Raw genomic sequence first — 13,238 nt, forward strand, 5'->3', positions numbered from 1 at the left:
CGTTTTCAGCAACATTCAAATCTGCAAGGGGTTCCGCATGGATTCCGTATCACGCAGGGCGGAGGGGCTGGGCTTTTCCTTGCGTCGGAACGTCCTGGCATTTCTGGCGCTCTGGATGGTCTGCGGTGTTTTCTTGTGGACCGCGGCCGCCAACACGGCTTGGGCAGCGGTGGCGGAGAAGGCTCCGCACGAAGATAAGCGGGTGGTCGTTGCCGTGGTTTCTGACGGCCAGGGCCCGTTTCTGGACCGCTACATGGCGCAGGTGCGCGAGGAATTGGTGCGGCTGCTGGGCCGGGACCGGCCCATTGAATTTTTGCGCAAGCCCGATTTCAGCGCCGGCTGGACCATGGACGGAGCACGGCGCAGCCTGGAGGCGGCCATGGCCGTTCCCGGTGCCGACGTGGTGCTGTGCGCCGGACTGCTGCCCACCTTGTATGCGGCCCGCCTGGAGGTGGACCTGCCCGTGCCCGTGGTGGCCGGATTTTATCTGGACCAGGAAACGCTTTCTCTGCCTGTCTCCCAGGACCTGCGCTCCCTCAAGAAGAATCTGAATTTCGTCTACATCCCCAGACATATGCGGGATGATTTCCACAGTTTCGCCCGGCTTATCGGCAAAGGCCCCATCCTTGCCCTGGCCGATGCGCGCCTGCTCCGGGCCGTGCCCGGAATTGTGGGCCGGTTTTCGGAAATAGCCGCGAGCGAAGGGCTGGAACTGGGGACATTCGGCATGGCCGGGTCGGCGGACAAGGTGCTTGCAGCCCTGCCGCCCAACGTGCGCGGCGTGTACCTTACCCCGGCCTTTTCCATGTCTGTCGAGCAATGGCAAAAGCTCATCAACGGCCTCAACGACCGCAAAATCCCCACCTTTTCCCTGATGGGGGAGGAGGACGTGAAGCGCGGTGCGCTGGCCGGGGGGCTTCCTGCCGTGGAACAGCGCACGGCCCGCCGGGTCGCGTTGCATATCCAGCAGATACTGGACGGAGCCTCGGCCGAAAGCCTGCCCGTGGATCTGCCCGTGCACATGAAGATTTTTCTGAACATGGAAACGGCCCGGACAATCGATTTTTCTCCTCCCTACGACATCCTCATCGATGCCCAAGTGGTGGGCGCCACCTGGCAGCCGGGGGACAAGGGAGCGCCGCTGGATCTGGACACGGCCATGCACATGGCCGTGAACGGCAACGTGGACATGACCCTTTCCCGTCTGGCAACTCGTCAGGCCGGGGAAAGCAGCGATGCCGCGGCCAGCCCCATGCTGCCGCAGGTCCATGCCGTGGCCGGATACAGCCAGATAGACCAGGACCGCTCCACCACCAACCAGGGGCGGGTGCCGTGGGCCAAGACTTCGGCCGGGTTGCAGCTGCAGCAGATGATTTTCGACGACTCCATCATCAGCCGTTATAGGCAGGCCCGCCGGTTTCTGGAAAGCGCCCGGCTGGACGAGAGTGCCCGGCGCGAGGACGTCATGCTTGCGGCCGGTCTCAACTACCTCAATCTTTTGGTGAGTCGGGCCATGACCCGCATAGACCGGGAAAATCTGCGTCTGACCGAGGACAACCTCAAGCTGGCGCGGGTGCGCCGCACCGTGGGTGTGTCCGGCCCGGAAGAGGTGTACCGCTGGGAAGCTTCCCTGGCCGAGGCCAAAAGCCGTTACATACAACGCATGAGCGACGAGGCCGACGCTCTGGCCCAGCTCAACCGCGCCCTTGGCGTGGAGCAGGACAGCCGCTGGGATGCCGAGCCCATAGGCCCCAAGGCGGCGGGAAGGTACTTTCTGGACGGACGTCTGGTGGGAGCGGTGCGCAATGCCCGCGACATGGCACGGGCACGGAGTTTTTCCCGCCAGGTGGCTCTGGAACGCTACAGCATCAAATCCCTGCAGCAGCGCATCGAAGCACAACAGCTGGCCCTGGAGCAGAACGAGCGCAGTTTCTACCTGCCGAAAATAGGGGCCAGTGTGGAGTACGAGCATGCTCTGGACACCAAGCGTTCGGGTACGCAGGACGCCCTGCAATCCGCCTATCGGGCCGAGGACGACACCTGGGCCGTGGGCCTTCGTCTGACCCTGCCTTTGTATGAGGGCGGCGGCAGGGTGCAGGCCACCCGTCTGGCCAAGACGCAGCTGCGTACCCTGGAAGCCCGGCTGGACAGACTGCGCCAGATTACCGAGGAGGAAGTGCAAAAACGCATCAACGCCCTCTACCATTCCTGGCCCAATATCGACCTGACCGCCCAGGCCGCCGAGAGTTCGCGCCGCAACCTCAAGGTGGTGCGCGACAAGTACACGCGGGGCAAGGCATCCATACTGGACCTTTTGGACGCCCAGAACCAGGCCATCAAACAGGAGCAGAACGCGGTCATTGCCGTGTACTCCTTTGTGGCGGACATGCTGCGTTACCAGCGCGCCATTTCCTGGATGGAGGCGGACCGCACCCCTGCCGAACGCCAGGCTTTTGTTCAGGCCATGCACGAGGCCATGACCGCACCCGTTGCCGCAAACGGCGGGCCCAAGGAGATTTCCAATGAGTAGACGTTGTTCGGCCCGTATCCTTTTGTATGCAAGCCTGCTGGGGTTGCTTTTTCTTGGCGGCTGCAAGGGGACGGACAAGGAGCCGGAAGCGCGCAAGCCCCGTCCGGTGGTCACGTTCAAGGTGCGTCCGCCCCTGGAAACCCGCAGCCGGGTATTCACCGGCGTGTCCAAGGCGGGCATTGAAACGCAGCTCAGCTTTCGCGTGGGTGGGGAGATCGAAAAACTGCCCGTCAAGGTGGGCATGCGCGTGCGCCGCGGCGACCTTATCGCCCGGCTGGACGACAACGATTACCGCCTGCGGGCCAAGGAGGCCCAGGCCGGGCTTGCCCAGGCCGTGGCCGCGTTGAACAAGGCCAGGGCGGATTACGAACGGGCCCGATACCTGTACGAAGCGGGCAACGTGAGCAAGGAATCCCTGGATACGGCCAGGGCAGGGTTCAAGTCCGACGAGGCCTTGGTGGAAGCGGCCCGCGAACGGCTGGAGCTGGCCCGTACCCGCATCCGCTACACCACGCTCAAGGCCCCCATGAGCGGCGCCATTGCCGAGGTCCCGGTGGAAGTGCACCAGACCGTGCAGGCCGGGCAGTCCATAGCCATGCTCACGGGCGGCGGCTCCATGGAAATCACCGTGGGCGTGCCCGAGTCGCTCATCGGCCGCATGCGCAAGGGCGACGCGGCACGAGTCTCTTTCAGCGCCATCCGGAACCGGGTTTACAAGGGCCGTGTGGTGGAAGTGGGCGTGGAGTCGCGCGGTCTGACCACCTATCCCCTGAAGCTGGAAATCATGGATGACGATGGGCGCATCCTGCCCGGCATGATCGGCGAGGTGCGCCTCGAACTGCCGCCGCGCACTTCGGACGGGTATCTGGTGGTGCCCTCCCAGGCCGTTGCTTCCTCTTCGGACGGCGAACACTACGTCTGGGTAGTGGAAACCTCCGACAGCACCGCCGAGCACACTGTCAGCCGGCGGGAGGTGGACGTGGCCGGGCTGAGCGAAGAGGGCATCATGCTGCGCACCCCATCGCAGGTGCACCCCGGCGATCTGGTCGTGGTGCGCGGAGTGCACCGCATCAAGGACGGACAAAAGGTGCTGCTGCTTGATGCGCCCCAATCCAAGCACGACACCAATCCCGGAGCCGAGCAATGAGCCCCACCCGCTGGTGCATCGAGAACAACCGGACCTTCGCCCTGATCATCCTGGCCATAGCCTTTCTGGGCATCGGCACCTACCAGAGCATCTCCAAGCTGGAAGACCCGGATTTCACCGTGCGTATCGCCGTTATAAGCACCGTGTTTCCCGGCGCGTCGCCGCAGAAGGTGGAAGAACTGGTCACGGACAAGTTGGAGGAGAAAATCCGGGAAATAGCCGAGCTGGACTATGTGGAGTCCCGTTCCATGAGCGGCGTCTCCCTGATCTACGTGCACGTCCAGGAACGCTTCATGGACATGAAGCCCATCTGGGACCGGCTGCGCAACAAGGTGGACGACGTGCGCCCGAGCCTGCCGGAAGGCGTTTCCGGCCCGTACGTCAATGACGAGTTCGGCGATGTCTTCGGCATTGTCGCCGCCATCACCGGGGACGGCTACTCCTACCGCGAGCTCAAGGACGTGGCCGACGATGTGCGCGACGAGCTGCTGCGGGTGAAGGACGTGGCCAAGGTGGAGCGCCACGGCGTGCAGGACGAGCGTATCTTTGTGAATTTTTCCAATGCCCGGCTGGCCGAACTGGGTGTGTCCCCGGCCTTCATCATGCAGACGCTGCGGCAGCAGAACGCCATTGCACCGGGCGGCAACGCCCTGGTGGGCACCGAACGGGTGGTGGTGGAGCCGACGGGCGAATTCAAGAGCCTGGAACAACTGGCAGGAACAAGCATCAGCCTGCCCGGCAAGGCGCAGAACATCCAGCTGAAGGACATTGCCACCATAGAGCGGACCTTTGTGGACCCACCGTCCGAACTGACCCGCTTTAATGGAAAGCCCTGCCTGATGCTGGCCGTGAGCATGGCAAAGGGCGGCAACATCGTGGAGATGGGCAAGCGGCTGGACGCCACGCTCAAGGACATCCAAGCCCGCATGCCCGTGGGCATAGACTTCAACTATGTTTCCTACCAGCCACGGTTTGTGGACCAGGCCATCGGCGATTTCATGGTCAACCTGTACGAGGCCTTCGGCTTTGTGGTGGTGGTCATGCTGGTCTTTGCCGGCCTGCGCACTGCCCTGGTCGCCGGGCTGCTCGTGCCCATGGCCATTTTCATGTCCATTGCGCTCATGCCGTTTTTCGACGTGGTCATGCAGCGGGTCTCCATTGCCTCGCTCATCATTGCCCTGGGCATGCTGGTGGATAACGGCGTGGTGATCAGCGAAAATATTCTGGTGCGCCTGGGGCGCGGCGAGGACCGCATGAAGGCCGTCACCGAGGCGGCAACCAATCTGCGCATGCCGCTGCTGGCCGCTTCGCTGACCACGATATTCGCCTTCATGCCCATTGCCACGGCCAAGTCGGAGACCGGGGAATACTGCCTCTCCCTGTTCATCGTCATCACCCTGACCCTGCTTTCAAGCTGGGTGCTTTCCCTGACCTTTGTGCCGTATCTCTGCTTCTACGTGCTCAAGGTCAAACCCACCACGCAGGAGTTCAAGGGCTTCTTTTATTCGCTTTACCGCGGCTTTCTCAAGCTCTGCCTGCGCCACAGGCTTGTCTTTGTGGTTTTGGTGGTGGGGCTTACCGCCTATTCCATGTACGCCTTCCGGTACATTCCCAAGATATTCTTTCCGCCCAACGACCGCGAAATGGTCGTGATAGACTTCTGGCAGCCTTATGGAACGGACATCGGCGTTACCGTGGAGCGGGTCGGCCAGCTGGAACATTTTCTGATGGACCAGCCCGGCGTGGTTTCCGTGGGCACCTTTGCGGGATACGGCGGCCCCCGCTGGTATCTTGCCATGAACATTGAACAGACCCACCCCAACTACGCCTTTCTGGTGGTGAACACCGAAAGCCTGGCCGATGCCCACGCTCTGCTGCAATCGACCCGCAATTTCGTGGCCGGGCATCTGCCCGACACCAGGGCCGACGTGAAGATGCTGGAAATGGGACCGCCCGTGGGCGCGCCCATTCAGATACGCCTGTCCGGCAAGGATATGGACAAGCTCTTTGCCCTGCGCGACAAGATAGAGGACGTGCTGGACAAAACCTCGGGCGTTACGGACATCTGGGACGACTGGGGCGAGTGGACCAAGAAGCTGGTGGTGGACGTGGACCAGGAACGGGCCAAACGCGCCGGTATTTCCAGCCAGGACATTGCCATGTCCCTGAACACCCAGATTTCCGGCATGCCCATCACGCAGTTTCGCGAGGGGGACACGCTCATTCCCGTGGTGTTCCGTTCGGAAAAGCAGGAGCGGGAAGGGCTGGACAGGTTGGACGACCTCAACGTCACCTCCTACCAGAGCGGCAAGAGTCTGCCCCTTTCCCAGGTGGCGGAAACGCGCATGACCTGGCAGCCGGGCAATATCCGCCGCCGCGACCAGACCCGGACCCTGACCGTGAAGGCCACTGTCTCCGGGCGGTTTGCCAGTGAAATCATGGAGGAAATCCGGCCGAAGATCGAAGCGCTGCACCATTCCTCCCAATGGCCCGCAGGCTATGGCATCCATTTTGGCGGCGAGGACGAGGAGGCCCAGAAGTCCCAGGCCTCCATCATGGCGGGCATGCCCCTGGCCATGGCCTTCATTCTGGTTACGCTGATGAGCCAGTTCAACTCGGTGCGCCGTACCCTCATCATTCTGCTGACCATACCGCCCATGTACATCGGCATCACCTGGGGCATGATGCTTTCCGATTCGCCTTTCGGTTTCATGGCAATGCTGGGCATGATCAGCCTTATGGGCATCATCATCAACAATGCCATCATTCTTATCGACGCCATCGAGCGCGAGCGGGAACGTGGGCGGGAGCCTTACGAGGCCCTGGTGCTGGCCGCCCAGAAACGGCTGCGTCCCATCCTTATGACCGCCTGCACCACGGTTATCGGCCTTATTCCCCTGTCCTTGCAGGGCGGGGAAATGTGGCGGCCCATGGCCAACGTCATCATCTTCGGCCTGGCCTTTGCCACGGTGCTGACTTTGGGCCTTTGCCCGGTGCTGTACAGCCTGTTCTTTAATGTGCGGGAAAAGCCGGAAGGGTAGATTCGCTTCCGCCATGCAGCGTCTGAAACGTGAGGCGTCCTAACTTAGGTTGACGTTTTTTGAAGGTTTCACTCAGGCTGTGGGGCTAGCCCCACAGCCTGATTCGTGTACATCGTTTGGCGTTCTCATTCCCAGGCTGAGATGTGGCCGTTGTGAGTTGTATATCTCAACGGATTCCCTCACCAGAGTATTGAGTTCCGCAAAGTCGTTGCATTTGGCAAACATAAACTCTTGCTTCAGAATACCATTCATCCGTTCCGCCAGGGCATTTTGATAGCAGTCATAACCATCTGTCATGGACGGAACCATTCCGGATTGTTGGAGCTTTTTCTGGTAAACCGAAGAAGCGTATTGGAGCCCTCGATCTGAGTGGTGAATCGTATTCACCTTCCTTCGCTTATTTTTGACTGCCGCGTCCAGTGCTTTGGTTGTGCTTTCCGCTCCGAGATCCCGACTCACGTTGTATCCCATTATCTTCCGGCTGAATGCATCTGTAACCAGCGAAAGGTAACACGTTTGCTCGCGTGTCTTTACGTAGGTTATATCGCTTACGAACACCTGCTCAGGACATTTGGGCTGAACATCTTCCAACAGATTGGGATGTTTTTTTAGCCAATGTTTCGAGTTGGTTGTCTTTGTGTAGTTCTTTCTTCGCTTGATGAGCATGTGCTCTCGCCGCAGCAGCGAAAACAATCCATCACGTCCGAGCTTGATTCCCTTTGCAGAAAATGCGTCCTTTAACAGGTAGTACAGCTTTCTGGTTCCAAGGCGGGGCATCCTGGCCCGCACGTTCAGGACCATGTTTTTTGCCTCCTGAGACATGGCTTCTCGTGCATCATGGCGTTTTTCAGCCTGATACACGGACTGCCGACTAACCCCGAGCTGCCTGCAACAAGCAGACAAGCTTATTTGTCTTTCTTTCTGAAGACTTCGTGCAGCTCGGGGGTAAGTTTTTTTCTTATTGAAGTCCCAAGCTCGCGGTCGGAAATCTCAATCATTTTATTGAGAAGCATGGTCTTGATCTTTTCTTCCTCAAGCTCTTTCTCCAGCCGCTTGATCTTCTGGGCCGGTGTTTCTTTGGCTTTTGGGGCTTTGCGGGAATGTACCATGGGCCTGCTCCAATCAAGGGTGCCGTGTTTTCTGAGCCACTTCAGCACAGTGCTTCGCCCTTGAATACCATAAAGAGCCTGAGCCTGCTTGTACGTCATCTCGCCTTTTTCAACCTGGGCCACGACGGACAATTTAAAGGCCATCGTGTAGTCACGCTGAGTTCGCTTTACTCGCTGTTTTTCTTGAGCATCCATAAAATAGGTCCTTTGGGTGTCAACCTATTTCAGGACGGGACAACGTCAAGAAAAAGGCCGCTTCGAGGGAGTTCGAGGCGGCCTTTTTTTGTCTGTGGGAAAGGGAAAAGTGGGGTCACTGGCCCCTGGCGTCACTGCCCCCTCGCTTCATTGGCTTTTGGCAATGGCGTCCAGCGTGTGCAGCAGCCGTTCCAATTCGGGCTTGGCGTTGATGTCATGCACCTTGATGTCGCGGATGACGCCCTGGGTGTCGATGATGATTTCGGCACGTTCCGCCATGCCGTCCGAACGCAGAAGCCCGTAGCTGGCTGCCACCTTGCCGTGGGGGTAAAAGTCGGAAAGCACCTTGAACCACACCCCGCCCATTTCGGAGGTCCAGGCGTACTGGGTGGGCGTGTTGTCCACTGTAATGCCGAGAACCATGGCATTGTCGGCCTTCAGCAGCTTTTCGGCCAGGTTGTAGCCGGGCCATTGCTGGGAGCAGACCGGGGTGAACGCCGCGGGCACGAACGAAAGAACCACGTTGTCTTTCCCCCGGAAATCGGACAGGCGCACGGTTTTCCCCGTGATGTCGGGCAGGGCGAAGTCCGGGGCCATCTGCCCCACCTGCACCTTGATGTGGCTGTCCGTGGGGGTGAGTTGTCCCGGATCGTAGATATTGGTTACTTCGGCCTGTGCGCTGCCGGAGAGCAGCAGAAGCAGGCAGAGCGCCACTGGGACAAAATGAAAATATCTGCGCACTCTTCTACTCCTTTAAATGATCGCGCACGGCATCCAGAAGCTTGTCCATGGTTTTGAAACTGCCTGTATGTTGCCATATCAATTTGATTTTTTTGCCGTTTTTTTTCAGCAGGACATACGTGGGCGTTCCGGGAGAGCCGAAGCTGTCATAGAGGGCGTACTCGGGGTCCAGCACCATGGGATGGCGCAGGTGGTACTTGTCGCGGAAGAGGTTGACCTCGAATCTGCTGTTGCCCACGCCCACGGCCAGAAAGACGACCCGGTCCACCAGCGGCGGGCTGGACAGTGCGTCCCAGGCCCCGCTGAACCGTGCGGCTTCGGCCTGGCAATGGGGGCAGTACACATTGAACAGCTGCAGCAGAATGAAACCATCCCGCAGGTCGGTGATGGTGAACTCACCATCCGTCTTCAGCCCCAGGTATTCTGCCAGATGCTTTTCTTCGGGTACCTGGAACTTTTGCTGGGCAAGGGGAGTTCCCGCCCCGGTCCGAGCGGAATCCGGGACGGGCGTATGCTCTGGTTCGGCCGCAAAGGCGGAAACCGTTATGCATCCCGCCCACAGAATGCAGAGCGGGAGGCACAACAGGAGGCACGACCGGGCCGCGCTTAGGGCCGCACGCAGGGCCGTGGCATGGTTTTGTCGTGTTTTATGCATAACTCATAAAGATTTTGCGCAGGGCCTCTTTGTCCGGTTCCTGCCGCGCCAGAACAGTCGGCTCCACAGGAAGACCTTCGAAAAAGCTTGGCCTGTCGTTGGTGTACAGAACGCCTATGGGGATGGCGTCGCCAAACTCCTGGGCCTTGTGCATGGCCGCTTCCCAGTTTGTGGGATCGTAGCTGTCGTCCAGCTTGTAGCAGCGTTCCTTGTACCAGCCATGGGTATTGACCTTGTTGAAGGAGACGCAGGGCTGCAGAATATCCACCATGGCAAAGCCCTTGTGCTGCACTGCCTGGGCAATGAGTCCGGCCAGGTGGTCCACTTCCCCGGCAAAGCCGCGCGCCACGAAATTGGCGTGCATGGTCACGGCCACGGCCACGGGATTGAACGCCATGGAGGGCGCGCCGAAGGGCTGGGTCTTGGTTTTTTGCCCCTGGGCCGTGGTCGGGCTGGCCTGCCCTTTGGTCAGTCCGTAGATCTGGTTGTCGTGGGCCAGCATGGTGATGTCCATGTTGCGCCGCAGGGCCGCCAGAAAGTGGTTTCCGCCTTCGCCGTAGTGGCAGCCGTCGCCGGATACGGCAATGACCTCCAGCTCGGGGTTGGCCAGCTTTATGGCCTGGGCCGAAGGCAGGCTGCGCCCGTGCAGGCCGTTGTAGCCGTTGCAGAGCAGGTAGTGGGGCGTTTTGGCCGCCTGCCCGATGCCGGAGACCAGGCAGAATTGATGCGGGTCCAATTCCAGCTGGGCCAGGGCCTTTTTCAAGGCCTTGAGGATGGAGAAGTTGCCGCATCCCGGGCACCATGCAGTTTCGAATTCACTGTATTTTTCTATCTGGGACATTGCAACCTCCTACTTGTTCAAAGTCTGGTGCTCTTCCAGACGTGTGATGTCGTTGAGGATGTAGCGGGCGGTAAAGGGCAGCCCGTCATAGCGAAGAATCAGCTCGCGCGGGGGAAAGCCTGTTTCCTTGCGGACAAGCCCCGCGAACTGCCCGGTGCTGTTGCCCTCCACAAAATAGACCTTTCCTGCCGAGGTCAGCCTGTCCATGAATTGGGCCGGGTCTATGGGATAGACCTGGCTGAAGTGCAGCACCCCTACCTTCTGGCCCTTGCCGCGCAGGATGCCCATGGCTTCCAGACAGGCGCCCATGGTGGAGCCCCAGCAGACCAGAACCCGGTCCGCATCTTCGTCGCCGTAATAGTCCGGGGCAATGGTGTCCGAGAAGACGCCGCACATTTTGCACATGCGCTTGTCCTGTTGGCGGATGCGCACGTCGTGGTCTTCGGTGATGTGTCCCTGGTCCGTGTGTTCGTCCGAATCGGCCAATACTAGGGCTTCGGACAGGCCGGGGATGGCCCGTGGGGAGACGCCGTTCTCGGGCTGGCCATAACGGGCATAGGAGGAAGGATCGTCGGGGATCATCTTTGGACGGGTCACGGGCGGCAGCTTGTCCGGGTCAAAGGGGACCACGCCGCGGAAGCTGTCCGCAAGGTACTGGTCCGTAAGCACAAAGGCCGGGCTTTGGTGTTTTTCCGCCTGGTCAAAAGCCCTGTGGGTCAGGTGAAAGCATTGCTCCACATTGCCGGGCGCATAGACCATGCGCGGGAATTCGCCGTGTCCGGCATGCAGCACCATGTTCAGGTCGCCCTGTTCGGTGCGGGTGGGCAGCCCTGTGGCCGGTCCGGGGCGCTGGGCAATGGCGACCACCACGGGGGTTTCGATCATGCCCGCCAGGCTGATACCTTCGCACATCAGGGCAAAGCCGCCGCCGGATGTGGTGACGATGGACCGTGCTCCGGCATAGGAGGCGGCCACGGCCATGTTGATGGCGGCGATTTCATCCTCTGCCTGCTCGGCAACCAATCCTGCCTCGCGGGAATGTTTGATGAGGGTGAGGGCCACGGAAGTGCCGGGCGTCATGGGGTAGAAGGAAAGGAAGTTGCAGCCCGCGGCCAGAGCGCCCAGGGCAATGGCCTCGTTGCCGTTCAGCACCAGATGGGTGCCGGTTTTTTCCGGCGGGGCTGGACATTCGAAAAGGGACTCGTGCTTTTCCTTCCACTCGGCGGCGGCGTGCAGCACGTCCAGATTCTGGCGGACGACGTCCTCGCCTTTTTTGCCAAAGGTCTGGGCCAGCAGTTCTTCCAGCACGCTCATATCCGAGCAGACAACCGAGGCCAGAACGCCGAGGGCCGCGGTGTTGAAGAACAGGGGCTTGGGCGCGAGTTCCTTGAACGGAACCTTGAACAGACGGGGCAGGCTTTTGGAAAGGTGGTTCTTTTCGGCCACGGCCTCGTCCAGCACCACCACGCCGCGTTTGGAAAGCTTGTCTTTAAACAGGTCTATGGTTTCGGGGGCCAGGGCCACAAGCACATCCACGGTTTCGCGCGGGGAAAGCACGGGGTAGGGGCCAAAACGTATTTGAAACGTGTTGTGTCCGCCCCGGATGCGGGACATGTAATCCTGCGTAACGTGTACTTCATAGCCAGTGCGCACCAGGGCTTTGACCATAAGTCCGCCTATGGTCGCCAACCCTTGGCCGGCTTCGCCTCCGATTACGATATTGACGTCGGACATGGAACCTCCGGATGACGTTTGGTAGGAGGTAAGCTGTTGGTGCCTTTGTTAGAGCGGGCACCAGTCGGGCCGGATGTTCGCCACATGGCCGGATGTTTCCCGATTACTCGGGACGGCTGCATGTGCAAATGGTTTTGTTCGGCCCCTGCGCTACAGCGCTGGGAAGCGGCTGCTTACCTACAGACCGTTTACGGGGACTGTCTGTAAGACTACCACAATGCGAAATGAGGTAAAGGGGCAGGTGTGAAATACGGCAGGCAAGAAGGGCCGGGCGCCAGATGCCGCCCGGCCCGTAAAGTATCTATTGGGCTGCGGGAGCGGGCCAGGTGAATACCCGGGCGCCCAGTTCCTTGTCCATCATGTACATGCCGCCGCCGTCGCCTACCATCTTCAGCTTGCTCACGATTTCGCCGAAGCTGCCTTCTTCCTCCACCTGCTCGGCAATGTACCATTGCAGGAAATTGGCCGTGGCGTGGTCTTTGAGTTCGTGCGCCAGATTCATGAGATTGTTGATCTTGGCGGTTACTTCACCCTCGTGGCGCAGTCCGTCTTCGAAAACCGCCAGGGGAGATTCCCAGTCGCTCTGCGGGGCTTCGACAGTTTGCAGGATAACGCGTCCGCCTGCCGAGTTGATGTAATCGTACATCTTGGTGGCGTGGAAAAGTTCTTCGCCAGCCTGATTTTTCATCCACTGGGCAAAACCGGTCAGTCCCTTGTCCTCGAAATATGCGGACATGGACAGGTACAGATAGCCGGACCAGAATTCCCATTTCAATTGTTCGTTGAGAGCTTCCGCCATTTTTTCGCTGATCATAAGGGACTCCTTTATTGTTTTTCGCTGACGGCCCTGTGGCCCTGTGGCCGTGGAAGGCTTGAGTGAGTGTTCCTATTGGATACCAGTGTTGTTTCCTACTATCAAGGTAGGTAAACAGGCAAACGTCATCTGGCCGGAACGTTGTTTGGCCCGCAACGTCGTCTGCCCCGGAATTTCGTTTGACCTGACGGCGTTATCAAAAGCTTTGCTGTCGCAAAACATTGCGTTCAGGCCATTTTTTGTGGCCTCCGGCTGTGGGCAAACATGCCGGGGAAACATGCCGGGGAAACACGCCGGGGAAACATGTCCCGGCCAATTCTGCCACATGTGTGAAACCAGCAGAGCAGCACGTATCCATAAGGGTAAAAGATAGGTATTCGCAGCGATTTGGCAAGAGGAGAGAAGGGATGTTCAGGCAAAGAAAAAAAAGG

General features: G+C 59.7%; 9 protein-coding genes. 3 read left to right on the forward strand and 6 right to left on the reverse strand.

From position 1 onward, the window contains the following. The first annotated feature begins 37 nt into the window (after window positions 1-37). Genes ACI0FJ_RS17830 through ACI0FJ_RS17840 form a run of 3 tightly spaced genes read left to right on the forward strand, consistent with a single transcriptional unit; the run spans window position 38 to window position 6,718 of the window. Entirely contained in the window at window positions 38-2,530 is a 2,493-nt protein-coding gene (locus ACI0FJ_RS17830; RefSeq protein ID WP_424305631.1) for a TolC family protein, read from the forward strand. Further along, window positions 2,523-3,677, forward strand: coding sequence for an efflux RND transporter periplasmic adaptor subunit (locus ACI0FJ_RS17835; protein ID WP_424305633.1), 1,155 nt, complete (start codon window positions 2,523-2,525; stop codon window positions 3,675-3,677). The genes ACI0FJ_RS17830 and ACI0FJ_RS17835 overlap by 8 nt, the downstream gene beginning before the upstream one ends. Next, window positions 3,674-6,718 (forward strand): efflux RND transporter permease subunit, encoded by a 3,045-nt coding sequence (locus ACI0FJ_RS17840; RefSeq protein WP_424305635.1) that lies wholly within the window; start codon window positions 3,674-3,676, stop codon window positions 6,716-6,718. The genes ACI0FJ_RS17835 and ACI0FJ_RS17840 overlap by 4 nt, the downstream gene beginning before the upstream one ends. A 72-nt stretch (window positions 6,719-6,790) precedes the next feature. On the opposite strand, the gene ACI0FJ_RS17845 is transcribed toward ACI0FJ_RS17840, so the two are convergent. From ACI0FJ_RS17845 to ACI0FJ_RS17870, 6 genes are all read right to left on the reverse strand, one after another. Continuing rightward, a protein-coding gene (locus tag ACI0FJ_RS17845; RefSeq protein WP_424297970.1) for an IS3 family transposase occupies window positions 6,791-8,022 on the reverse strand; the annotation gives its coding sequence in 2 pieces (ribosomal slippage) (window positions 6,791-7,668 and window positions 7,668-8,022; 1,233 coding nt in all). Between the two features lie 147 nt (window positions 8,023-8,169). Next, complete coding sequence (locus ACI0FJ_RS17850) at window positions 8,170-8,763, reverse strand: redoxin domain-containing protein (RefSeq protein ID WP_424305637.1); 594 nt, start codon at window positions 8,761-8,763, stop codon at window positions 8,170-8,172. A gap of 4 nt (window positions 8,764-8,767) precedes the next feature. Beyond that, the gene (locus ACI0FJ_RS17855) at window positions 8,768-9,418 is read right to left on the reverse strand and encodes a TlpA family protein disulfide reductase (RefSeq protein ID WP_424305638.1); all 651 of its coding nucleotides are present in this window, start codon (window positions 9,416-9,418) and stop codon (window positions 8,768-8,770) included. Continuing rightward, the gene (locus tag ACI0FJ_RS17860; RefSeq protein ID WP_424305640.1) at window positions 9,411-10,259 is read right to left on the reverse strand and encodes a 2-oxoacid:ferredoxin oxidoreductase subunit beta; all 849 of its coding nucleotides are present in this window, start codon (window positions 10,257-10,259) and stop codon (window positions 9,411-9,413) included. The genes ACI0FJ_RS17855 and ACI0FJ_RS17860 overlap by 8 nt, the downstream gene beginning before the upstream one ends. Window positions 10,260-10,268: 9 nt before the next feature. Further along, window positions 10,269-11,993: a 2-oxoacid:acceptor oxidoreductase subunit alpha gene (locus ACI0FJ_RS17865; RefSeq protein ID WP_424305642.1), complete on the reverse strand. Its 1,725-nt coding sequence runs from the start codon at window positions 11,991-11,993 to the stop codon at window positions 10,269-10,271. A gap of 301 nt (window positions 11,994-12,294) precedes the next feature. Continuing rightward, window positions 12,295-12,807, reverse strand: a complete 513-nt coding sequence (locus ACI0FJ_RS17870) for a ferritin (protein ID WP_424305644.1) — start codon at window positions 12,805-12,807, stop codon at window positions 12,295-12,297. Window positions 12,808-13,238 lie beyond the last annotated feature (431 nt).

Origin of the sequence: Desulfovibrio sp. 7SRBS1 (genome assembly GCF_049723905.1) — a bacterium.
In the GTDB taxonomy this organism is placed as follows: domain Bacteria; phylum Desulfobacterota; class Desulfovibrionia; order Desulfovibrionales; family Desulfovibrionaceae.

Bases quoted from the DNA above. Each gene is read 5' to 3' on its own strand.
- ACI0FJ_RS17830 (WP_424305631.1), top strand. From the start codon at position 38: ATGGATTCCGTATCACGCAGGGCGGAGGGGCTGGGCTTTTCCTTGCGT.
- ACI0FJ_RS17835 (WP_424305633.1), top strand. From the start codon at position 2,523: ATGAGTAGACGTTGTTCGGCCCGTATCCTTTTGTATGCAAGCCTGCTG.
- ACI0FJ_RS17840 (WP_424305635.1), top strand. From the start codon at position 3,674: ATGAGCCCCACCCGCTGGTGCATCGAGAACAACCGGACCTTCGCCCTG.
- ACI0FJ_RS17855 (WP_424305638.1), bottom strand. From the start codon at position 9,418: ATGCATAAAACACGACAAAACCATGCCACGGCCCTGCGTGCGGCCCTA.
- ACI0FJ_RS17860 (WP_424305640.1), bottom strand. From the start codon at position 10,259: ATGTCCCAGATAGAAAAATACAGTGAATTCGAAACTGCATGGTGCCCG.
- ACI0FJ_RS17865 (WP_424305642.1), bottom strand. From the start codon at position 11,993: ATGTCCGACGTCAATATCGTAATCGGAGGCGAAGCCGGCCAAGGGTTG.
- ACI0FJ_RS17870 (WP_424305644.1), bottom strand. From the start codon at position 12,807: ATGATCAGCGAAAAAATGGCGGAAGCTCTCAACGAACAATTGAAATGG.